The sequence below is a fragment of the Rhizobium oryzicola genome (assembly GCF_030504645.1).
Classification (GTDB): domain Bacteria; phylum Pseudomonadota; class Alphaproteobacteria; order Rhizobiales; family Rhizobiaceae; genus Neorhizobium; species Neorhizobium oryzicola.
In genome coordinates, this window is record NZ_JAUKWQ010000001.1 from 724,398 (window position 1) to 746,241 (window position 21,844).

Annotated in this window: 22 protein-coding genes; 16 read left to right on the forward strand and 6 right to left on the reverse strand. The window is 60.4% G+C overall.

Features of this window, described 5'->3' with window-relative positions; all coding sequences use genetic code 11:
* Positions 1 to 72: 72 nt before the first annotated feature.
* The 3 genes from hisG to hisS form a co-directional block, all read right to left on the reverse strand.
* Positions 73 to 768 (reverse strand): ATP phosphoribosyltransferase, encoded by a 696-nt coding sequence (hisG, locus tag Q2T52_RS03495; protein ID WP_302075277.1) that lies wholly within the window; start codon positions 766 to 768, stop codon positions 73 to 75.
* Positions 765 to 1,889, reverse strand: a complete 1,125-nt coding sequence (locus Q2T52_RS03500; RefSeq protein WP_302075278.1) for an ATP phosphoribosyltransferase regulatory subunit — start codon at positions 1,887 to 1,889, stop codon at positions 765 to 767. The genes hisG and Q2T52_RS03500 overlap by 4 nt, the downstream gene beginning before the upstream one ends.
* Before the next feature lie 198 nt (positions 1,890 to 2,087).
* A complete protein-coding gene (hisS, locus tag Q2T52_RS03505; protein ID WP_302075279.1) occupies positions 2,088 to 3,608 on the reverse strand; it encodes a histidine--tRNA ligase in 1,521 nt (506 codons plus the stop codon).
* 143 nt (positions 3,609 to 3,751) lie between these two features.
* Between hisS and Q2T52_RS03510 the strand changes: the two genes are divergently transcribed.
* The 6 genes from Q2T52_RS03510 (at position 3,752) to Q2T52_RS03535 (ending at position 6,689) form a co-directional block, all read left to right on the forward strand.
* Positions 3,752 to 3,985 (forward strand): DUF6290 family protein, encoded by a 234-nt coding sequence (locus tag Q2T52_RS03510; RefSeq protein WP_302075280.1) that lies wholly within the window; start codon positions 3,752 to 3,754, stop codon positions 3,983 to 3,985.
* A complete protein-coding gene (locus tag Q2T52_RS03515; protein WP_302075281.1) occupies positions 3,969 to 4,238 on the forward strand; it encodes a type II toxin-antitoxin system RelE family toxin in 270 nt (89 codons plus the stop codon). Before Q2T52_RS03510 ends, Q2T52_RS03515 begins: the two co-directional genes overlap by 17 nt.
* A complete protein-coding gene (locus tag Q2T52_RS03520) occupies positions 4,235 to 4,990 on the forward strand; it encodes a hypothetical protein (protein WP_302075282.1) in 756 nt (251 codons plus the stop codon). Before Q2T52_RS03515 ends, Q2T52_RS03520 begins: the two co-directional genes overlap by 4 nt.
* Before the next feature lie 46 nt (positions 4,991 to 5,036).
* Positions 5,037 to 5,426, forward strand: coding sequence for a hypothetical protein (locus tag Q2T52_RS03525; RefSeq protein ID WP_302075283.1), 390 nt, complete (start codon positions 5,037 to 5,039; stop codon positions 5,424 to 5,426).
* Between the two features lie 67 nt (positions 5,427 to 5,493).
* Positions 5,494 to 5,874 carry a CopM family metallochaperone gene (gene copM, locus Q2T52_RS03530; RefSeq protein ID WP_302075284.1) on the forward strand — a complete coding sequence of 127 codons (381 nt, stop codon included), beginning with the start codon at positions 5,494 to 5,496 and terminating at the stop codon, positions 5,872 to 5,874.
* 107 nt (positions 5,875 to 5,981) lie between these two features.
* Positions 5,982 to 6,689, forward strand: coding sequence for an HAD family hydrolase (locus Q2T52_RS03535; RefSeq protein WP_302075285.1), 708 nt, complete (start codon positions 5,982 to 5,984; stop codon positions 6,687 to 6,689).
* 111 nt (positions 6,690 to 6,800) lie between these two features.
* On the opposite strand, the gene Q2T52_RS03540 is transcribed toward Q2T52_RS03535, so the two are convergent.
* On the reverse strand, positions 6,801 to 7,247 hold the full coding sequence (locus Q2T52_RS03540) for a DoxX family protein (protein ID WP_302075286.1): 447 nt from the start codon (positions 7,245 to 7,247) through the stop codon (positions 6,801 to 6,803).
* A gap of 192 nt (positions 7,248 to 7,439) precedes the next feature.
* On the opposite strand from Q2T52_RS03540, the gene Q2T52_RS03545 reads away from it, so the two are divergent.
* Both Q2T52_RS03545 and Q2T52_RS03550 read left to right on the forward strand, forming a co-directional pair.
* Positions 7,440 to 8,387 (forward strand): ornithine cyclodeaminase family protein, encoded by a 948-nt coding sequence (locus Q2T52_RS03545; protein WP_302075287.1) that lies wholly within the window; start codon positions 7,440 to 7,442, stop codon positions 8,385 to 8,387.
* Between the two features lie 41 nt (positions 8,388 to 8,428).
* Positions 8,429 to 9,454: an alpha/beta hydrolase family protein gene (locus Q2T52_RS03550; protein ID WP_302075288.1), complete on the forward strand. Its 1,026-nt coding sequence runs from the start codon at positions 8,429 to 8,431 to the stop codon at positions 9,452 to 9,454.
* 69 nt (positions 9,455 to 9,523) lie between these two features.
* Here Q2T52_RS03550 and groL read toward each other — a convergent pair whose 3' ends face one another.
* A complete protein-coding gene (groL, locus tag Q2T52_RS03555) occupies positions 9,524 to 11,161 on the reverse strand; it encodes a chaperonin GroEL (RefSeq protein ID WP_302075289.1) in 1,638 nt (545 codons plus the stop codon).
* 67 nt (positions 11,162 to 11,228) lie between these two features.
* Entirely contained in the window at positions 11,229 to 11,525 is a 297-nt protein-coding gene (groES, locus tag Q2T52_RS03560) for a co-chaperone GroES (RefSeq protein WP_302075290.1), read from the reverse strand.
* Between the two features lie 200 nt (positions 11,526 to 11,725).
* On the opposite strand from groES, the gene chrA reads away from it, so the two are divergent.
* From chrA to ileS, 8 genes are all read left to right on the forward strand, one after another.
* Entirely contained in the window at positions 11,726 to 13,024 is a 1,299-nt protein-coding gene (gene chrA, locus Q2T52_RS03565) for a chromate efflux transporter (protein WP_302075291.1), read from the forward strand.
* A gap of 95 nt (positions 13,025 to 13,119) precedes the next feature.
* On the forward strand, positions 13,120 to 13,971 hold the full coding sequence (locus Q2T52_RS03570; RefSeq protein WP_302075292.1) for a TIGR01459 family HAD-type hydrolase: 852 nt from the start codon (positions 13,120 to 13,122) through the stop codon (positions 13,969 to 13,971).
* 13 nt (positions 13,972 to 13,984) lie between these two features.
* The gene (locus tag Q2T52_RS03575; RefSeq protein WP_302075293.1) at positions 13,985 to 14,965 is read left to right on the forward strand and encodes a bifunctional riboflavin kinase/FAD synthetase; all 981 of its coding nucleotides are present in this window, start codon (positions 13,985 to 13,987) and stop codon (positions 14,963 to 14,965) included.
* 287 nt (positions 14,966 to 15,252) lie between these two features.
* Positions 15,253 to 16,200: a dihydrodipicolinate synthase family protein gene (locus Q2T52_RS03580; RefSeq protein ID WP_302075294.1), complete on the forward strand. Its 948-nt coding sequence runs from the start codon at positions 15,253 to 15,255 to the stop codon at positions 16,198 to 16,200.
* A 23-nt stretch (positions 16,201 to 16,223) separates the two neighbouring features.
* Positions 16,224 to 16,505: a hypothetical protein gene (locus Q2T52_RS03585; protein WP_302075295.1), complete on the forward strand. Its 282-nt coding sequence runs from the start codon at positions 16,224 to 16,226 to the stop codon at positions 16,503 to 16,505.
* A gap of 328 nt (positions 16,506 to 16,833) precedes the next feature.
* A complete protein-coding gene (locus tag Q2T52_RS03590) occupies positions 16,834 to 18,024 on the forward strand; it encodes a GGDEF domain-containing protein (RefSeq protein WP_302075296.1) in 1,191 nt (396 codons plus the stop codon).
* 230 nt (positions 18,025 to 18,254) lie between these two features.
* Complete coding sequence (locus Q2T52_RS03595) at positions 18,255 to 18,503, forward strand: hypothetical protein (RefSeq protein ID WP_302075297.1); 249 nt, start codon at positions 18,255 to 18,257, stop codon at positions 18,501 to 18,503.
* 313 nt (positions 18,504 to 18,816) lie between these two features.
* The gene (gene ileS / locus Q2T52_RS03600; protein WP_302075298.1) at positions 18,817 to 21,795 is read left to right on the forward strand and encodes an isoleucine--tRNA ligase; all 2,979 of its coding nucleotides are present in this window, start codon (positions 18,817 to 18,819) and stop codon (positions 21,793 to 21,795) included.
* Positions 21,796 to 21,844 lie beyond the last annotated feature (49 nt).

Genomic DNA, 21,844 nt, shown 5'->3' on the forward strand with positions numbered 1-21,844 from the left:
CGTTACCCCGCTGGATAAAGGTTAAAATCCCCACTTAGAGATGAAGGGCGCAAGGTCCAGTCAGCGCAAAACTCACACCGCGCCGCGCACGGCCTCGATGATCTTCGCCACGTTCATATCGCCCTCATGCTCCGGCTTTCTCGCCCGCACGAGGCAAGCTTCCGATTTAAGGATGATACCGTCGCGCAGCACCTTCAGGTGATTGGCCTTCAGCGTCGAACCTGTCGAGGTGATGTCGACGATGATATCCGCCTGACCGGCCGCCGGTGCGCCTTCCGTGGCGCCCAGACTTTCCACGATGCGATAAAGCTGGATACCGTGCTGTGAGGAAAAATGCTGCTGGGTCAGCCGCCAGTATTTGGTGGCGATCGCCAGACGGCGGCCATGGCGTGCACGAAACTCCGCCGCGACATCGCCGAGATCGGCCATGGTTTCCACATCCAGCCAGATCTCCGGCACGGCCACCACGACATCGGCGCCGCCGAAGCCGAGACGGGCGCAGAATTCCACGCGCGCGTCGACGTCAGCCATGCCCTCGCGCACCAGGTCTTCGCCTGTGACGCCAAAATCCACCGTGCCACTCGCCAGCTCGCGGGCGATCTCGGAGGCCGAGAGATAGGCGACTTCGACGCCATCAAGACCTTCGATCCGGCCGCGATAGGAACGGTCATTGCCGACCGAAACCATGGTGAGGCCCGCGCGTTCAAACACGGCGGCGGCATCTTCCTTGATGCGGCCCTTGGAGGGCACTGCAATGGTAATCGTCATCGCTGAGCCTCCTTTGCCTTTTCAATGCGATCCAGCCACATGGAAAAACCAACGGCGGGAATGTGATCCTTTGCGCCGAGCAGGGTCATCATGCGGTCGAAGCGGCCACCACCAATCAGCACGTCATGGCCGCCGCGCTCGGTGATCTCGAAGACGAGACCGGTGTAATAATCCAGCGGACGGCCAAAGGCGGCCCGCCAGGTGATATCCGCAAGCGAAGCGCCCGCATTGGCAAAGGCGGCCACACGCGCATCGAAACCGGCGATCGCGGCCTCCAGCGGCAGGTTGGCGGCCTTGGCGAAATCCGCCAGCACGCCCGGCGCATAACGCAGGCTGACATTCAGCGACAAAAACTCCTTCAACGCATCGAGCTTGGTCGCATCCAGCGAAGCACCCGCCAGCACCCGCTTTTCCTTCAGCCGCCGGACGATTTCGTCAGGCGCGCGGCTGGCATTGGTGAGATAGCCGGTGCGCTCCATCTCGGCGCTGACATGGGCAACAAGCGCCGCATCATCGCCCGCTTCCAGCAGCGCCTCGACTTCCGCCGGCAGACCGGCCATGGCTTCAGGCCGGGCAAGGCGGGCAATCATCGCCTCCAGCACATCCGTCTGGCCAAAGGCGCGCACAAGACGCCGCTGCCAGCCGGTGGGCAAGCCCAGCGCCGCAACGACAGCCTCGAACACCGCCTGATCGCCAATCGTCACGGCAAAGGCGCGGGCGGGCAAAACCTTCTGCAGGCAGGCAAGCGCATCGGCCACGGCGCGCGCATCGGCGCTTGCCACATCCTTGTCGCCGAGATCCTCGATGCCCGCCTGATAGAACTCGTTGGCACCGCCACGGCGCTGGCGAAACACCTGGCCGAGATAGGCATAGCGCTTCGGCGTGCCAGTGGCGCTTTCGATATGGCGAAGGCAGACGGGAATGGTGAATTCCGGACGCAGGCACAGGCTGACGCCCGTTTCGCTTTCGGTGAGGAAAATCCGCCGCCGCAGGTCTTCGCCCGCCATGTCGAGAAAGGGTTCGGCGGGCTGGATGACAGGCGTGTCCACCCGCTCCGTCTTCAGCTCACGGAACAGGGACAGCAGGTCATCGGCAAAATCCGGCATGTCAATCAGGGGCATGACAGTTTACCTCCTGGGAAACACCCCCCTCTGTCACTTCGTGACATCTCCCCCTCAAGGGGGGAGATCAGCGGGAGTATGCGGCGCTCGCCACGAGTCGATCTCCCCCCTTGTGGTGGGGTCCGAAGGACGGGTCGAGACGCGTGGCTCGACCCAAAAAACCGGCAGGGCAGAGGGGGGCAAACCACAGGCATGGGATCAAACACCCTTTGCCCGGCGGCGGTCTTCCGCCTGCTGTTCGAGGATTTCCTTGACCTTCTCCACCAGTTCCGCTTCCGGCACAACAACCTGCGCCACGCGGGCCTCGCGCCATTCGGTGTTGTCGGTGATTTCACCGGACAGGCGCTTACCCTCGATCAGATCCTTGATCTGCACGACGCCTTGAGCCCGCTCATCGCCGCCCTGGATGATGGCGATGGGCGAGCCGCGACGGTCGGCATATTTCAGCTGGTTGCCGAACTTCTTCCAGTTGCCCTGGTACATTTCGGCGCGGATGCCTTCGTTGCGCAAGCCTTGCGTAAAGCGCTGGTAGCGACCCATGGCCTCGACATCGCCATCCATGACGGTGACCAGAACCGGCGCCAGGATTTCGTCCTGGCCCAGCTTGCCGAGGTTCTTCAAGGCCGTCATCAGGCGCGAGACGCCGATGGAAAAGCCCGTGGCCGGAACCGGCTGGCCCATGAAGCGCGACACGAGGCCGTCATAACGACCACCACCGCCGACCGAGCCAAAGACAACCTTCTCGCCCTTCTCATTGGTGACGTCAAAGGTGAGTTCGGCTTCGTAGACCGGGCCGGTGTAGTATTCGAGGCCGCGGACGACGGACGGGTCGATCTTGATGCGGGAGGCATCGTAGCCGGCTCCGGTGACCAGCGCGCCGATGGTATTGAGCTCCTCGACGCCTTCAGCGCCCTTGGACGTGCCGGCAACCAGTTCTGCCAGCTCTGCCGCGCTCTCCGCATAGTTCTTGATACCCACAAAGAACAGGACCTTCTGGATCTGCTCCTCGTTCAGCCCCGCGCCCTTGGTGAAATCACCGCTCTCGTCCTTGCGGCCTTCGCCGAGCAGCAGGCGCACACCTTCCGGGCCAAACTTGTCGAGCTTGTCGATAGCCCGCAGCACATTCAAACGACGGGCGGCATTCTCATCTCCGCCGAGGCCAATGGCTTCCATCACGCCATCGAGAACCTTGCGGTTGTTGACGCGGATCACATAGTCACCGCGCTTGATACCGAGCGCCTCCAGCGTATCGGCCATCATCATGCACATTTCCGCATCGGCATTCACGCCCGGTGCGCCGACCGAGTCCGCATCGAACTGCATGAACTGGCGGAAGCGACCCGGACCCGGCTTCTCGTTGCGGAACACGTAACCGGCGCGATAGGTGCGGTAGGGCAGCTGGATTTCGTTGAAGTTCTCCGCCACGTGACGGGCGAGCGGCGCCGTCAGGTCATAGCGCAGCGACATCCACTGGTCGTCATCATCCGTCAGCGAAAACACGCCTTCGTTGGGGCGGTCGCTGTCGGGCAGGAACTTGCCCAGCGCATCGGTATATTCGAACATCGGCGTTTCGATCGGGTCGAAGCCGTAGCGCTCATAGACCTCGCGGATCTTTGCGACCATCTCGTTGGTGGCATGGATGTCAGTGGCAGTGCGATCGACAAAGCCGCGCGGCAGGCGGGCCTTCAGTTTCTGCTGTTTCTTCTGCTTGTCGCTCATGATGATCTTCCTTGCCACCGACCCGTCACAAAGGCCGGATTTTCGAGCGGTTTCTTAGAGGATGAAGCCAGAAGCGGCAAGGGTTAAGGCTGGTGAAGAGGCATGCCGGGTGGTATATTGCCACAAACGAAAAGGGCCAAGCCATGAACAAGCGCGTCACATTGGACATGCCGGAAAACATGCATCGCCTGGCGCTGAAACGCGCGACAGAGGCTGGCGCAGAGCTGGACACCTTTATTCTCGACCTGATCGAGGAAAAGCTTGAAGACGCCTATTTCTTTGAGCGTGCCAAGGAGGTGCTGGAGGCGCGCGCGCGCGGCGAAAGCAGAACCTACACCCTGGAAGAAGTGAAGAGCGAACTTGGCCTGGACGATTGAGATCGACGCCAAGGCCAAAAAGCAGCTTGCCAAGCTCGGCAAGCCCGCCGCACAACGGATTATCGACTATCTGGAAAACCGTGTTGCACCGCTGGCGAACGCGCGTGACGCAGGCCTTGCCATGAAGGGCACCGAATTTGCTCATTTGTGGCGCTACAAGGTGGGAGATTACCGCATTATCTGCGAGATCAAGGACCAGAAATTGATCGTGCTGGTCGTCGAGATCGGCCATCGTCGCGAGATCTATCGTTGATCCCCGAAGCTCTCAACTACACCGCCAGCTGGGCCGTGACGCCACCGGCGTTCAGGCCCGCCATTGCCTCCTCCATACGGCTATGGTCGCGGGCCAACAGATGCCGGAAAGCTTGGGCGGCGCACGAGAAAAACTGCCATAAGCATGTGCTGGAAAGCCACAGCACACTGCGGCAGCGGCGGACGGTCGTCGTTCTCGGCTCCGGCCTGCTACGCGACGTGCCGATTGTGGAACTGTCGCAGGCCTTCGATACCGTCGTGCTGGTCGATCTGGTGCATCTTGCCAGCGTGCGAACCTGGCTTGCCGCCAAGCGGCTGAAGAACGTGCGGCTGATCAGCCGCGATCTCTCCGGCCTTGACGAGGCTCTGGCGGGTGCGCCGGTGGAGCCGCTCTCCTTTCTGCGGCAGGTGCCCTATCTCGATCTCGTCATCTCCGCCAACATTCTCTCCCAGATCGGCGTCGAGGCTCCCTATCGGCTCAAGGCCCTGAACAGGGAGCCGGAAAGCAACCGCATTCTGCCTCAGATCATTCGCGCGCATCTGGAAGGTCTTTCGAACCTTTCCTGCAAAGCCTGCCTGCTGACGGACATTTCCTATGAGGTACGGGACCGCGCCGGCCAGGTGCAGGAGCAGGCGGACCTGCTGGCGGGTGTCGAGCCGCCGCCGCACGGAGCCGAATGGGATTGGCCTGTCGTGCCGTTCGGAGAAGAAGGCCCGAACCACACCGCCATCCACCGGGTGATCGCAGGTTAACGGAATTTCATTCGACATTCCCGCAAGGCACCATAGATTAGCTCGCATGCGCCGCATTGCTTTTCTCATGGCTGTTCTTGCCTGGCTCTTTCAGGGGCTGATGCCGGCGCTTGCGCTGCCCCTGCCTGACGCCATTCCTGGGGCCATGTCCGGGGCAATGCCGATGGCTCATGCCAGCATGGAAGCGATGCCGCATGAGGGGCATGAAGCCCATATGCACATGGACGGACAGGCAAAGACTCACTGTCCCGATTGCGACAAGAAGCCGGTCAAGACCAGTTGCGCCATGAGCTTCTGCGCGGCCTGCATGTCACTGGTTCCGGATCTCGTTATGGCAGACGGCAAGCCGATTGCTGCCAGCTATCCCGGTCCAATGCCTGCGGAGCCTCTGCTGGATACGATACCGCGCCCCATCGCGCCGCCACCCCGAGCCTGACGATCCGGTCCGACCGCTTCGCGGTCGTCTCATATCCTTTTACATCGTCAAACACGGGAAGAACCCCATGACTTTCAAGACCACTCTTGCGGCGGGCCTGACGGCTGCGCTTTTCATCACGCCTGTTCTCTCCACCCATGCGCTGGCTGAAGAGATGAAAATGCCGATGCAAGGCCATGCCGCCCATGGCCAGACGGCATCCACCAAGGGCTTCGAAGAGGCCAATGCGAAGATGCACAAGGACATGATGATCAAGTACAGCGGCAAGACGGATGCTGACTTCGTGCGCTCCATGATCCCGCATCATCAGGGCGCCATCGACATGGCGAAGGTCGAGCTGGCGCATGGCACCGATCCGGCTATCAGAAAGATCGCCGAGGATGTGATCAAGGCGCAGGAAGCCGAGATCAAGGTGATGCAGGACTGGCTGGCCAAGAACGGCAAGTAGTCCAGCGATCGGCAATGGCCTGCCTTGCGGGCCATTGCTTTGCCGGACATTGCTTTGCCCGGCATGGCGAATAAATTATCAGGCGGAATACACAGGGAGGTTTCGCCATGACCCTTCGCCCGCTGACCGTGATCGGCTTCGATGCCGACGATACGCTCTGGCAGAACGAACAGTATTACAGACTGACGGAAGCACAGTTCCGCGAACTGCTGGCGGATTATGCCGAGGGCGAGCATGTGTCCGAACGGCTGCTGGAGGCGGAAAAGCGCAACCTTGCCCATTATGGCTTCGGCATCAAAGGCTTCACGCTCTCGATGATCGAGACGGCGCTGGATGTCACCGAGGGCCGCGCGCCCTCCTCCGTCATCCGCGAAATCCTCGGCATCGGGCGCGAACTGCTGTCGCATCCGGTGGAATGCCTACCGCGAGCGCGGGAAACGCTGGAGGCGCTGCGCGGTCATTATTTCCTGGTGCTGATCACCAAGGGAGACCTGTTCGACCAGGAGCGGAAGCTGGCACAATCGGGGCTCGGCGATTTCTTCGATGCCGTCGAGATCGTCTCGGACAAGACGGCCACCACCTATCGCCGGATTTTCTCCCGTTATGGCGATGGGCCGGAGCGCGCCATGATGGTGGGCAACTCGCTGAAGTCAGACATCGTGCCCGCCATTGCCGCCGGCGCCTGGGGCGTGTTCGTGCCGCACGCGCTGACCTGGGTGCTGGAGCATGTGGAGAAGCCGTCGGAAGCCCCGCGCTTTCGCGAGATTGCCGATCTCGGCGGGCTGAACGCGATCATCGAAGAGATTGGCGGCTGAAAGCCTGTGCTGGGCACCACCGCTGTTTGCGTGAGAAAAGCGGCAACAGAAAGCCCGCCGGATTGCGCCAGCGGGCTTTCACATGCGCCTTGGGGGCAGGGACTGTCTTGTTTATGCCAGAACCGGTGCCGGGCTGCGGCGGGCGTCTAGCGAGAAGGCGCCGGCGCCAACGGTGGCGAGCAGGATGTAAGCGCCAGCCAGCGTGAAGTTCTTCATCATCATGATCTGGTTCAGCGTGTTGATCCAGCCGAGAGCAGCATCCGGCCAGCCGGGAACGGCAACGGTACCGGAATGGAAGACCGCGCCGGTGAAGACACAGAAGGCGGCGAGCGCCCAACCGACGATCTTGACCTGGAAGCCAACGAGAACAGCAAGGCCGGTGACGAGCTCAAACAGGCCTGCGAGGTAGGCCAGTGCCGTTGCAGCCGGCAGGCCAGCGCCGGTGATCATGCCGGCAGTTGCCGACGGATCGGTCAGCTTGCCGAAGCCGGACAGGATGAAGATGAAGGAGAGCAGGATGCGAACGAGCAGCAGAACTGCATTATTGGTGTTGGACATGGGGGCAAACTCCAGAAAGTGCCGTGGGAGGCGTTAATCTCTGGAGCTGAATATGCGCCGGATCTCCGCAGTAGAAAAGATGAACGACAGAAGACAGATCGTTCATTTTTTATGAACAAACTGCGCGCATCACCATCTTGACCTCAACTACACTTGAGGTGCCACCGTGTTGTCCCAACTGGAGGACGCGACATGGTAAGACTGATTACAGACAGCGATATACAGGATATGTCTCTCGTCACTATCGCGATCGAAGCCGTTGAAATGGCGCTCGACTATCGCCGAAATGGGGCATTGACATCGCCGCCGAGGCATCCAGTCGCCATAGGTAGCGCTGGCAGCTTAGTCTTTACTGCCGGCGGATTGGACGGAGGCGCAGCACCCGTCGCAGGTTTCAGGGCCTATACGACATTCAATAGCGAGCGGGACGAGCAAATCGTTGCGGTGTGGGACGTTCACGTTGGTTCGATTCTCGGGCTATTCATTGGAACGAAACTTGGAGCGCTTCGCACTGGCGCGATTGGTGGCGTTGCCATCCGCCATTTGGCGCGCGCCGATGCGCGGATCGTCGGTGTCATTGGCAGCGGGCTGCAGGCGAGGAATCAATTGGAGGCAGCGGCGTGTGTCCGAGACATTGAACTTGCCTATGTCTACAGTCGAAATCAAACGAATAGGCTGTCATTCGCTCATGACATGCAGGAACGCCTGGGCATCCCCGTGGTTGCTGTGGAGACCGCTCGCCACGCAGTAGAATCGAGCGACATCGTGATCTGCGCCACCTCCAGCAGCTTTCCCGTGATTGAGGCGGCGTGGCTGAAACCCGGAGCACACATCAATACTGTCGGGCCCAAAAGCATCGATGCGCACGAGCTGCCGGTGGATGTTGGTATCTCCGCCTCACTCATTGCGACGGACTCATCGGAGCAAATGCTTGCATACCCGAAGCCGTTTTTCCTGACCGGCACGTCTGCCATGCAGCGTGTTGTCGATCTCGCCGGATCGATTGCATCGGACGCCTTCGCCCATCGGCAAAGGGAAGACATCACCTTGTTTTGCTCCACCGGGCTTGCCGGAACGGAAGTTCTCGTCGGCGCCAAGATATTGGAGCAAGCTGCTGTAGGCATTGAAATTACGCCCTGAATTTTCCTATCGTCCCGGCATCACTTTGCTGGGGAAGATGGATGGTCAATAAGAGAGTAGGTTTCCGAACGGGGCTTCTGCTGGACGAGGCGCGGCCAAATTGGACCGGCGATGGGCCGCGCCCGTTGCGGTGGTCGGCCTGGTATCCTGCTGCACCTGACAGCCCGACGACGGAAATCACCATTCCGCCGGGCAGGGCTCTCTATTCCCTTGGGCTGTTGGCACCGGAGGTGCCTCTGTCTGCGGAAGCCAATCGCTATCCGGTGGTGCTGATCTCGCACGGTACGGGCGGTTCGGCTTCCGGCCTCGGCTGGCTGGCGTCATCGCTCGCAGAGCAGGGCTATGTGGTTCTCGGTATCGATCACCACGGCAATACAGGCGTCGAAGCCTATCGACCGGAAGGTTTTCTCTGCTGGTGGGAAAGGGCGCGGGATCTCACCGTTCTGCTGGACCGACTGGCGGAAGAGGGGGCATTTGCCGGACGGCTGGATCTCGATAACGTATCGGCCGCAGGCTTCTCCTTGGGCGGCTATACGGCGCTGGTGCTGGCAGGCGCCATCACGGAGACGGATCGGATGCTGGCCTTCGTCAACGAGCATCCCTCCACCAGCGGCCCGCAGGAAATGCCGGATCTGGCCGCGCAGATCGAACCGCTGCTGTCCTCCAGCGCCGTGTTCCGTGCCTCCTGGGAAAGGCAGTCGCAAAGCTATCGGGATGAGCGGGTGCGGACCGTTATCGCTATTGCGCCAGCGCCGCCGGTGCGCGGCTTCACGGAGAGAAGTCTGCGGGATATTCGCCTGCCCGTCACGCTCCTCTGCGGCGAGGCCGATACGGAAGCGCCGTATGATCTGTGCTCCGCCTGGCTGAACGGTCATCTGCCCAATAGCCATCTTATCAGCCTGGGAAAAGATGTGGGCCATTATACGCTGCTGCCTGTGGGCACGGAGACAGCCATTCGCTCCAACAGTGTTTATTGGGCAGACGCGCCCGGAGTTGACCGAGCTGCGGTTCACGCCAAGGCTGCGGAACTGACGCTGGCTGCCTTGCGGGCATCCGCCGCATCATAATCAAACCGCAAACGCAAAAAGGGCGACCAGAGGGCCGCCCTTCGCATATAAGGTGCCGGAAGGCTGGACTTAGAAGTCCATGCCACCCATGCCGCCCATGCCGCCAGCCGGCATAGCAGGAGCATCCTTCTTCGGCAGTTCGGCGATCATGGCTTCCGTCGTGATCAGCAGCGAAGCAACCGAGGCAGCGTTCTGCAGAGCGGTGCGAACAACCTTGACCGGGTCAACGATACCCATGGCGATCATGTCGCCATACTCAGAGGTCTGAGCGTTGTAGCCGAAGTTGTCGTCGTTCTTTTCGAGGATCTTGCCAACAACGATCGAAGCTTCGTCACCGGCGTTGTCTGCGATCTGGCGAACCAGAGCCTGCAGAGCGCGGCGAACGATGTTGATGCCAGCTTCCTGGTCGTCGTTTGCGCCCTTGGCGGTGATCTTCGTGGAAGAACGCAGCAGAGCGGTACCACCGCCCGGTACGATGCCTTCCTGAACAGCAGCGCGGGTTGCGTTCAGAGCGTCGTCGATACGGTCCTTGCGCTCCTTCACTTCGACTTCCGTTGCACCGCCAACGCGGATCACGGCAACGCCGCCAGCGAGCTTGGCAAGACGTTCCTGCAGCTTTTCGCGGTCGTAGTCAGACGTGGTTTCTTCGATCTGAGCCTTGATCTGGGCAACGCGGCCTTCGATGTCGGCCTTGGCGCCAGCGCCGTCAACGATCGTGGTGTTTTCCTTGGAGATCGAAACCTTCTTGGAACGGCCCAGCATGTCAAGGGTGACGTTTTCGAGCTTGATGCCGAGATCTTCGGAGATCACGGTACCGCCGGTCAGGATCGCGATGTCTTCCAGCATGGCCTTGCGGCGATCGCCGAAGCCCGGAGCCTTGACGGCAGCAATCTTCAGGCCGCCACGCAGCTTGTTGACGACGAGCGTTGCAAGAGCTTCGCCTTCGACGTCTTCAGCGATGATGAGGAGCGGCTTGCCGGTCTGTACGACGGCTTCGAGAACCGGCAGCATGGCCTGCAGGTTGGAGAGCTTCTTCTCGTGCAGGAGAATGAAAGCGTCGTCCAGGTCAGCAACCATCTTTTCCGGATTGGTGACGAAGTAGGGCGAGAGGTAGCCGCGGTCGAACTGCATGCCTTCGACGACTTCCAGCTCGGTTTCAGCGGTCTTGGCTTCTTCGACGGTGATGACGCCTTCGTTGCCGACCTTCTGCATGGCTTCGGCAATGTCCTTGCCGACCTGCGTGTCGCCGTTAGCGGAGATCGTACCGACCTGAGCAACTTCCTCGGAGGTGTTGATCTTCTTGGCCTTTGCCTGCAGGTCCTTGACGACTTCTGCAACAGCGAGGTCGATACCGCGCTTCAGGTCCATCGGGTTCATGCCGGCAGCAACAGCCTTCTGGCCTTCGCGAACGATTGCCTGGGCAAGAACGGTTGCGGTGGTGGTGCCGTCGCCTGCGATGTCGTTGGTCTTCGAAGCAACTTCGCGGACCATCTGGGCGCCCATGTTTTCGAACTTGTCTTCCAGTTCGATTTCCTTGGCAACCGATACGCCGTCCTTGGTGATGCGCGGAGCGCCGAAGGACTTGTCGATAACAACGTTACGACCCTTCGGGCCGAGCGTTACCTTGACGGCATCAGCGAGAATGTCGACGCCACGCAGCATCTTTTCGCGCGCGGTGCGGCCGAATTTGACTTCTTTAGCAGCCATTTTAAAACTCCTTGAGGCGTTAGAGCCTACTGTCGTTCAATCTGTGATGGATGAAGTTCGACTGAAATCAGCCGATGATACCCATGATGTCGGCTTCCTTCATGATCAGAAGGTCTTCGCCGTCGAGCTTTACTTCCGTGCCCGACCACTTGCCGAACAGAACGCGATCACCGACCTTGACGTCGAGTGCAACGACCTTGCCGGATTCGTCACGCGCGCCGGTGCCGACGGCGACGATTTCGCCTTCCTGCGGCTTTTCCTTGGCGGTGTCCGGAATGATGATGCCGCCCTTGGTCTTGGCTTCGGACTCAACGCGACGAACGACGACGCGGTCGTGAAGCGGGCGGAAATTGGTGCTTGCCATTGTCTAATCCCTCGATCAAATGACCTTGACGGGTTTGAAGAGGCCCGTCTCCCTATCGTTAGCACTCAAGCATCGCGAGTGCTAACAGTTTCGAGATAAGATCGCCGGGTGGACGAGTCAAGAAGATGGCCCAAAAAATTCTTCGGTCCGCGGAACCTTCTTCGCGCCTATCGTTAACGGGCGAGGCGGCGCCGGAGACCATGCCTTCGTTTGCCGAGATGACGAAGGTGTTCGCCCGCGTCGGCCTGCTTGGGTTCGGTGGTCCGGCGGGACAGATCGCCATGATGCACCGGGCCCTGGTGGAGGAGCGGCGCTGGCTTTCCGAGGAACGTTTTCTGCATGCGCTGAACTATTGCATGCTTCTGCCCGGTCCGGAGGCGCAGCAACTGGCCACCTATGCGGGCTGGTTATTGCACGGGGTCCGTGGCGGTATCGTGGCAGGCCTGCTTTTCGTGCTGCCGGGGCTGGCGGTGATTATCGCACTCTCAGCGGCCTATGCGCTTCATCAGGATGCATCCTGGCTGAACGGCCTGTTCTTCGGGCTCAAGGCTGCGGTTCTCTCCATCGTGCTGCAGGCGGTGGTCCGCCTGGCTGCCAAGACCTTGAAGACACCCTTTTTACGCGCGATTGCCGTGCTGGCCTTCATCGCCCTTTTCGTTCTTGCCCTGCCATTTCCGCTGGTGGTGCTGGGGGCAGGCGTGGCGGGTTATCTGCGCGCTCGGCGAAGCGGGGTGGAGAAGACGGCCGCGCAAACACCAGCTGTTGATCGTCCGCCGCTGCTGCAATCGCTCGCCTCGTTGCTGTTCTGGGTCGCGGTCTGGCAATTGCCGCTGCTGATCCTCTGGCTGCTCGGCGGCGGCGGAGGACTCTCCTCCATGTTCGCCTTCTTCTCGCAGATGGCGCTGGTCACCTTTGGCGGTGCCTATGCCGTGCTGGCCTACGTCGCGCAGGTGGCGGTGGCACAGTATCACTGGCTGAAGCCCGGCGAGATGCTGGATGGGCTGGCGCTGGCCGAGACCACGCCGGGACCGCTGGTGCTGGTTCTCTCCTTCGTCGGCTTCATGGTGGGGTATCGCACCGTGCCGGGCATCGATCCGGTTCTCGGTGGCATTCTCGGTTCGCTGCTCACCGCCTGGGCGACCTTCGTGCCGAGCTTCATCTGGATCTTCGCCGGCGCGCCCTATATCGAGCGACTGCGCGGCAACGCGTCTTTGTCCGCAGCACTTTCCGCCATCACCGCCGCCGTCGTCGGCGTCATCGCCAACCTGGCGCTGTGGTTCGGCCTGCATGTGCTGTTCGCCGAGGTGCGGCATCTGGCCTTCTTCGGCGGCGAGGCGGCGCCGGGCATTTCCTGGCCATTGCCCGCAAGCCTGAATATCGCGGCGCTGGCCTTGTTTGCCGTATCTGCGCTCCTCTTGCTGCGGCTGAAGGTGGGCATGGTAAAGGTGTTGGCGATGACCGCGGCGGCGGGGCTGTTGCTGCACCTCTTGGGCCTCTGACACGGCAAAACGTGATGCGCCGCGGCAAATCTCCTTGCCATCTACGTCGAGCTTTGCCATGTCAGCGCCAGTCAATTCAGTAGGTGGCAGATTCCATGGCACGACGCATCCAGACGCTTGGCGAGATCACACAAGGCTATGATCTCATTCTGTCCGACGTATGGGGCGTCCTGCACAATGGGGTCGATGCCTTTCCGGCGGCCGGCATTGCACTGTCGGAAGCCCGTGCACGTGGCACCTCCGTGGTGCTGATTACCAATTCGCCGCGTCCCGCACCCGGTGTCATTGAGCAGCTTCGCGCACTTGGCGTACCGGACAGCGCCTATGACCGGATCGTTACGTCAGGCGACGTCACGCGCAAGCTGATTGCGGAAGGTCCGAAAAAGGTTTTCCTGCTCGGCCCGGATCGCGACCTGCCGCTGCTGGAAGGGCTGGATGTCGTGCGCGTTGCGGCCGACGAAGCCGAATCCATCGTCTGCACCGGTTTCTTCGATGACGAGAAGGAAGTGCCGGAAGATTATCACGATATGCTGACCGCCTTTGTGGCACGCGACCTGCCCTTCATCTGCGCCAATCCCGATCTCATTGTCGAGCGCGGCCATCGCATGATCCCCTGTGCCGGGGCAGTAGCCGCCTATTACGAAGATCTGGGCGGCAAGACGCGCATTGCCGGCAAGCCGCACAAGCCGATCTACGAGGCAGCACTTGCCGAAGCCGCTGCCGTGCGTGGTACTGCCATCGACCATTCCAAGATCATCGCGATCGGCGACGGCATGCCCACCGATGTGAAGGGCGCTCTCGGCTACGGCCTCGACCTGCTCTATGTCAGCGGCGGTATCCATGCGGCGGAATACACGATCAATGGCGAAACGGACGAAGCGATCCTGAACGCCTATCTGAAGCGCGAAGGCGCAACACCCAAGTGGTGGATGCCGCGTCTGGCCTAACGGAACCTGATCCATGACCGTATTCCACCGCAATGAGAAGAAGGAAGCGCTGCCCACTGAGCTGAAGGGCGGCGTGGTGGCGATCGGCAATTTCGATGGCGTGCATCGCGGCCATCGCAGCGTGCTGGGGCGGGCATTGGCTTTGGCGGAAGAGCGCGGCGTTCCGGCGCTGGTGCTGACCTTTGAACCGCATCCACGCACTGTCTTCAATCCGGAAAAGCCGGTCTTTCGGCTGACACCTGCGCCGCTGAAGGCGCGGCTGCTGGAAGCGATGGGGTTCCGCTCCGTGATCGAATACCCTTTTGATCGCGAATTTTCCGGGCGCAGCGCCGAGGATTTCGTCCGCTCCATTCTGGTGGAATGGCTGGGGGCAAGCGCCGTCGTCACCGGCTTTGACTTTCATTTCGGCAAAGGCCGCGAGGGCGGTCCCGCCTATCTCATGGAAGCGGGTCGCAACTATGGTTTCGACGTATCGCTGATCGACGCCTTCCGCGATGAGAATGCCGAGGTGGTCTCCTCCAGCCGTATCCGCGAGGATCTGGCAGAGGGCGACGTGGTGGCAGCTGCCGGTCTCCTCGGCTATCGCTACACGGTGGAAGCCGAAATCATCGGCGGTGAGAAACTGGGGCGCACTTTGGGGTATCCGACCGCCAACATGATGCTGGCGCCGGAATCCCAGCTGAGGGCAGGCATTTACGCCGTGCGCTTCCGTCGTCCGGATGGTTCGCTGCATGACGGCGTTGCCAGCTATGGCCGCCGCCCGACCGTGACCGAAAACGGCGCGCCGCTTCTGGAGACCTTCGTCTTCGATTTTTCCGGCAGCCTGTATGGCGAAGTCTGCTCTGTGTCCTTCTTCGGCTATCTGAGGCCGGAACTCAAATTCGACGGGCTTGATCCACTGGTTGCGCAGATGAAGCAGGATGAGGCGGAAGCCCGTGCGCTGTTGTCGGGTGTCCAGCCGTTTTCCGAACTGGACAACCGCATCTGCTTCTGAATGCGGATCTTTAGGAAATCTTTATGCGCAATGGGCGACTTCCAAATCGAAACATGATGCGTTGAAGTTTAGCTTTCTCATCGTCAAGCCCAAGAGGGAAACGACGATGTACAGGCCAAGCATTTTTCACCCGCAGGATCTTCTGCCCTGCTTCACTCCGCCCAAACACGTTGCCCGTGGTGATCGCGCGCCGAACCGGAAGGCGCGCGCGCATCTGAGCGTGCAACTCTGGCTTCGCCGCATCCGCTTGGCCTTATCCCGTTCAGGGGGCTGATGGAGACATGGTCATGTATCCATCGAATTTTTCCGGCACGATCGTTGATCTCGTTACGCCCTTGAGAGGCGGCGAACTGGACAGGACGGGCCTCAATCTTCTGATCGAATGGCAGATCCAGTCCGGCATCGAAGGATTGCTCGTTTGCGGAGAAGCAAGCGAAAGCCACTGCCTTTCCGAGAGCGAACGCGAAGCCGTCCTTTCCGCTGCCATTGAGGTGGCACGGGGGCGCGTGCCTATCCTCGTCGGCATCATGACAAACGCCACGACAAAGGCGCTTGCGTGGGTGGAGCAGGCCCGGCGGCTGCGCGCCGATGGTGCACTTCTCGTAACGCCTTATTACAACAAGCCCTGTCAGGAAGGGGTGTACCAGCACGTTGCAACTGTTTCCGGCGCTGCACGTCTGCCGGTTCTGGTGCTGAATCGTCCGTCGGCGACGGCGATCTCTCTCGGGGCGCCGTTGGTGGAGCGGATCGCCGACCTGCCGAATGTTGCAGGACTTGTCGATGTATCGCCCGATCATGCCTGTGCGTTCGCGATGTCCGCAGCTGCGCGCAGCCGGTTTGCCCTCTATCGCGGCGATGACCGTGGTGATCTGGCTTCTCTTATGATCGGCGCCACCGGTTGTTTTTCGTGGGTTGCCAATGTCGCCCCGCGTCTGGCCGTATCGCTGCAGCACGCCGCCAATGGTGCTAATATTCAGGCCGCGAGGGGGCTTCAGACAAGGCTTCAACCTTTGCTCGATACCATGCGTATCGATCATCCCGTCTCGGTGCTGAAGCAGGCCCTGGCCTATGTCTTTGGCATTTCGCCGGAGGTTCGCTTGCCCCTCCTGCCGATGGAAGAGCAGAACCTGCCGGGATTGCGCAACGCGCTGTCGCTGGTCGGGCTTTCGACTGAAATTCCTTTTCTATCCGCTGTCGCAGCCGCCACGAATGGTGGTCTGCGTCATCGATTGTGAACCTGTCTGCAAAGGAGAATGAAATGGGTTCCGTGGGTCTCCAACGATCCTGTTCGACATCATTGCCGCGCTTTACGGTGGGCCGCGATCACCACGGCTGGTGGGTGGTGCATGACCGCGAGGAGCGGATCGGCGGCCTATTCCGCAGCTGCGAGGCCGCGCTTCATTTTGCCGGCGGCGAATGCGAACTGCGCCATGACGAAGTTCAGGTCGCCGATGCCGGAGAGGTCGTAGAACTCGGCACCTTTACTGCCGACAACCCGCCAGGCCCATTCCTCAATCTGAAGGCAGCCCTTGCTGTGTAATGCGAGCGTTTCTGTTTAGGTTCCTTGCCTGAACGAGCCCCATCCCGAGGCAGGGTACCCTTGTCCCGCCGTCCAGCCCACGGCGGGACATTTTAGATATCCATTGTGCAAAGAGTGCTTGATAGTAAACCCACAGTGTTTTTCGAGTGGTACACGCGACTTTTGTTTGGGTTCAGAAATTTCCATCCAGTTGCAACTCTAGATCGACTCCATTTAGATCGGCTTTACCCTTTCCTGCTTCGGATGATGCCTTCACTCGGGAATTAGTAGTTGTTATCGGTTTTTGCGGTGTAAGTGCTGCATCGGTTACAAAAAGCGTGCTGAACCCATGTTGGACCTGCTGACGGTCGTCACTTACAACGCCATTGTCAATTTTGCATTGGTGATCATTGCGACTGTCGCCTGGTTGCGCAATCCGCGCCAGAAGGAGATGATCCACTGGCTATTGGCCGCTTGGTTCATGGTCATTGGTGCCGCTTTCACCAGCATGACCGAAGCGCTTCCCTACAACATCATGGGCTATATCGGCGGCTCGATCTATGTCGCGCTGACCGGCTTCATGCGGTTGGGGTTCAAGGAGTTTTATGGCCAGCCTTATCAGCTGCGGGAAGCCTTTTACGTCTCGGCGGTCGTATGCGTTGGTTTTGCCTTGGCGGAGCTTGCGCAGGACCCCGCCAGTATCCGCATCACGCTGATCTACCTGGGTTCGGCTGCCAATCTCGCGCTGGCTGCCATCGTTCTATGGCATGCCAAGCCGGGCGAATGGCTGCCTTCTGGCCGATTGGCGGCAGCCGTTTACGCCATCTATGCGGCTGCCAACGCGGCGACTGCACCATTGGCCATTCTTTACCCTGTGCAGTTTGTCGGGCGGGTGCCGATCTCCGACTGGATGACCTATACCAGCATGCTGCTGTTGATCTTCAACCTCATGTCCTTCCTGATGGCCATGGTGCTGAAGCTGGAGCGCAGCGGCGAAGTCCAGCGGCAGCTGGCCGAGCGGGATGGTTTGACCGGGCTTCTCAACCGTCGCATGTTCCTGCAGCAAACGACGATACGGCTTCAGACCGGCGCCGCGGCCATCGCCGTTCTCGATCTCGACCATTTCAAGCGCATCAACGATACCTTTGGCCACAAGGGAGGAGACGATGCGCTGATCCAGTTTAGCAGCTGCATGAGCGACAGCCTTCCACCTGACTCCATCCTCGGAAGACTGGGCGGAGAGGAGTTCGGCATCTGCCTGCCGGGCCGTGATCAGGCATCGGCCCAGAATATTCTGGATGCGGCGCTACAGGCGTTGTCATCGATGGATATCGTCTCGGGTCACCACCGCTTTCGCCTGACCTTTTCCTGCGGCTTTGCCATCATGCGTGATGCCTCCCGAAGCCTTGATGCATGGATGGCGGATGCTGATTTGGCGCTCTATGCCGCCAAGGATGGCGGCCGCAATCGCGTTATTGCCCACTCTCCACACTTGTTGCCCACTATGGATGACACGGATACTTCACGTCTCTCAGCCTGAACTGTTTTCGGAAGTGTGATGCCGCCTCTTCTTTTACACGGCCTCGGCCTTCCAGTGACCTGGGCCGGACGATTGCCTGTGCGCAACCGGCCCTGAGTAAGGGCGCCTGATCCCTCTGCATGGCAGAAATCCATAAACAACTAGGCTTTTCGATCATAAATGCGCTATGAGACGCGGCTTCGTGGTCGGGTATGGCATCCGGCCCCTCACATTCAGAAGGAGTACGTGTCATGAGTGAGTTTGCCAATCAGCGTTCGAATTTCCGGTCTTCTCCCCGCTTTACCATTGGCCGCGACCAGCACGGCTTCTGGGTCCTTCAGGATGAAGCCAATCGTTTCGGCGGTCTTTTCGCCAGCGAGGAAGCAGCGCTGAAATATGCGACAGTGATCAGCAAGGACCAAAGGGATATTCGCCGCGCTCCCGCCTCCGCCGTGGTTGAGCTTATGAGCGGCAAGTCGCACCTATCCCACGCTGCCTGAATTCTTGTGCTTGATGGAAGCGGAATGTGCCGGGCCTGACCTGGCCGCACGTTCCGCTTCTTTCTTTTTTGCGCCGGACTTGTCTCTTTTCTTTCAGGGCAAAAACACTTAAACACCACGCCATTATGACCTTTGTCTCCGTGGCCCGCAGTTTTCGAATTATCGGCCCGGCCTTCCGAGCAGCGTAATCCACGCGCGGGAAGGTCCGGGTTTTCGGTGCTTGGGCTATTCCCGTTCCCAAGCGCTATCGTCCGCCACGCCGAATTTTGATCCGCGCGACGCTTGTGCCGTCGCCCTCATGAATGGTTGATCCATGACCGATAACGTCGACAAGAACGATTACTCTTCCACGCTCTATCTGCCGCAGACCGAGTTTCCGATGCGCGCCGGCCTTCCCCAGAAGGAGCCGGAAATGGCGAAAAAGTGGAAGGAAATGGGGCTTTACAAGAAGCTGCGCGCCTCCGCTGCCGGCCGCGAAAAGTTCGTGCTCCACGACGGCCCTCCCTATGCGAACGGCAACATCCATATCGGCCATGCGCTGAACAAGGTGCTGAAGGACGTCATCACCCGCTCGTTCCAGATGCGCGGGTTTGATAGCAACTATGTGCCCGGCTGGGATTGCCACGGCCTGCCGATCGAGTGGAAGATCGAGGAAGCCTACCGCGCCAAGGGCAAGGACAAGAACGAAGTCCCGATCAACGAATTCCGGAAAGAGTGCCGCGAGTTCGCGCAAGGCTGGATCAACATCCAGTCGGAGGAATTCCGCCGCCTCGGCATCGAGGGCGACTTCGATCATCCCTACACGACCATGGCCTTCCATTCGGAAGCCCGCATCGCCGGCGAGTTGTTGAAGATCGCCATGAGCGGCCAGCTCTATCGCGGTTCCAAGCCGATCATGTGGTCGGTTGTGGAGCGCACCGCGCTGGCTGAGGCGGAAGTGGAGTATCACGAGGTCGAAAGCGATACGATCTGGGTGAAGTTCCCGGTGGTGGAGGCTTTACAGCTTCCTGATGTTCATTTGGAGGATTGGAAGCCGGGTCAGCAGCTATCGGAGGTTCCTCCATCGGCTAAAGCGCTTAGCGATGAAGGCGCCTCTGTCGTCATCTGGACGACTACGCCTTGGACGATCCCCGGTAACCGGGCGATCTCCTACTCGTCGCGCATCGAATATGGCCTTTACGAAGTAACGGCTGCTGCGAACGACTTCGGTCCCCGTCCGGGTGAAAAGCTCATCTTCGCCGACAAGCTGGCGGCCGACGCCTTTGCAAAGGCCAAGCTGGAGTTTAAGCGCATTCGTCAGGTTCCCGCTGACGAACTCAGCGCTCTCGCCTGCGCGCATCCGCTCGCCGCTCTCGGCTACACCTTCAAGGTCCCGCTGCTCGATGGTGATCACGTCACAGACGATGCCGGTACGGGCTTCGTCCACACCGCGCCGAGCCATGGCCGCGAGGACTTTGACGCCTGGATGTCCAAGCTGCGCGAGCTCGAAGCCCGCGGCATCGACACGAAAATTCCGTTCCCGGTCGATGATGCCGGTTACTACACGGAAGACGCCCCCGGCTTCGGCCCCTCTGCCGAAGGCGGTGCCGCCCGCGTGCTGGATGATAACGGCAAGAAGGGCGATGCCAACAAGCGCGTGACCGAAGCTTTGATCGCCGCGAACAACCTGTTTGCCCGCGGTCGCATCAAGCACGAATACCCGCATTCCTGGCGTTCCAAGAAGCCGGTCATCTTCCGCAACACGCCGCAGTGGTTCGTCTATATGGACAAGGAACTCGGTGACGGCACCACGCTGCGCACCCGTGCGCTCAACGCCATTGACCAGACCCGCTTCGTGCCGGCGGGCGGCCAGAACCGCCTGCGGGCCATGATCGAGCAGCGCCCGGATTGGGTGCTCTCCCGTCAAAGAGCGTGGGGCGTGCCGATCTGCGTCTTCGCCGATGTGGATGGCAATGTCCTGAAGGACGAGCAGGTGAATGCCCGCATTCTCGAAGCCTTCGAGAAGGAAGGGGCGGATGCCTGGTTTGCGGCCGGTGCCAAGGAACGTTTCCTCGGCAACGCGCATGACGGCGACAAGTGGCAGATGGTGACCGACATCCTCGACGTCTGGTTCGATTCAGGCTCCACCCACACCTTCACGCTGGAAGACCGCCCGGATCTGAAATGGCCGGCGGACGTCTATCTGGAAGGCTCCGACCAGCATCGCGGCTGGTTCCATTCGTCGCTCCTGGAAAGCTGCGCCACGCGTGGCCGTGCGCCTTATAACGCCGTTGTCACGCATGGATTTACGATGGCGGAAGACGGTCGCAAGATGTCGAAATCGCTCGGCAATACGGTGACGCCGCAGGATGTAATGAAGGAATCCGGCGCGGATATCCTGCGCCTCTGGGTCATGTCGACCGACTATGCGGAGGACCAGCGCCTCGGCAAGACGATCATCCAGACCAACATCGACGCCTATCGCAAGATCCGCAACACGATCCGCTGGATGCTCGGTACGCTCGCCCATGACCATGGCGACGAGATCGCTTACGCCGATCTGCCGGAACTCGAAAAGCTGATGCTGCATCGCCTGAGCGAGCTCGATCAACTGGTGCGCAAGGCCTATGACGATTTCGACTTCAAGCGCATCGTCCGCGCGCTCAGCGATTTCGCCAATGTGGAACTGTCGGCCTTCTATTTCGACATCCGCAAGGATACGCTCTATTGTGACGCGCCGTCGAGCCTGAAGCGCCGTTCGGCTCTCTTCGTCATCCGCAAGCTGTTCGATTGCCTCGTGCTGTGGTTTGCGCCGATGATGCCGTTCACCACGGAAGAGGCCTGGCTGTCGCGTGATCCCTCGGCCACCTCGGTTCACCTGGAACAGTTCCCGGCGATCCCGTCGGAATGGGCAAACGAGGCCGTCTCCGAAAAGTGGAAGCATGTCCGCACGGTTCGCCGTGCCGTCACCGGTGCGCTCGAGATCGAACGCAAGGAAAAGCGCATCGGTTCTTCTCTGGAAGCCGCTCCCGTCGTGCATGTCGCGGATGCGGAGCTGTTGAAGGCGCTCGATGGTCTCGATTTTGCGGAAATCTGCATCACCTCGGATATATCAGTGGTGGCAGGTGAGGGGCCGGCGGATGCCTTCCGTCTGGACGATGGCACGAAGGTCGCCGTCGAGCCGAAGCTTGCGGAAGGTACGAAATGCGCCCGCTCGTGGAAGATCACCAAGGATGTCGGCTCTGACCCTGACTATCCTGACGTCTCCGCACGGGATGCGCAGGCCCTGCGGGAACTTGCCGCGGTCAAGTAATCTCGCATTGAAGTGAGAAAGTGACCGGATGATTGCGCTTTGGCGCGTC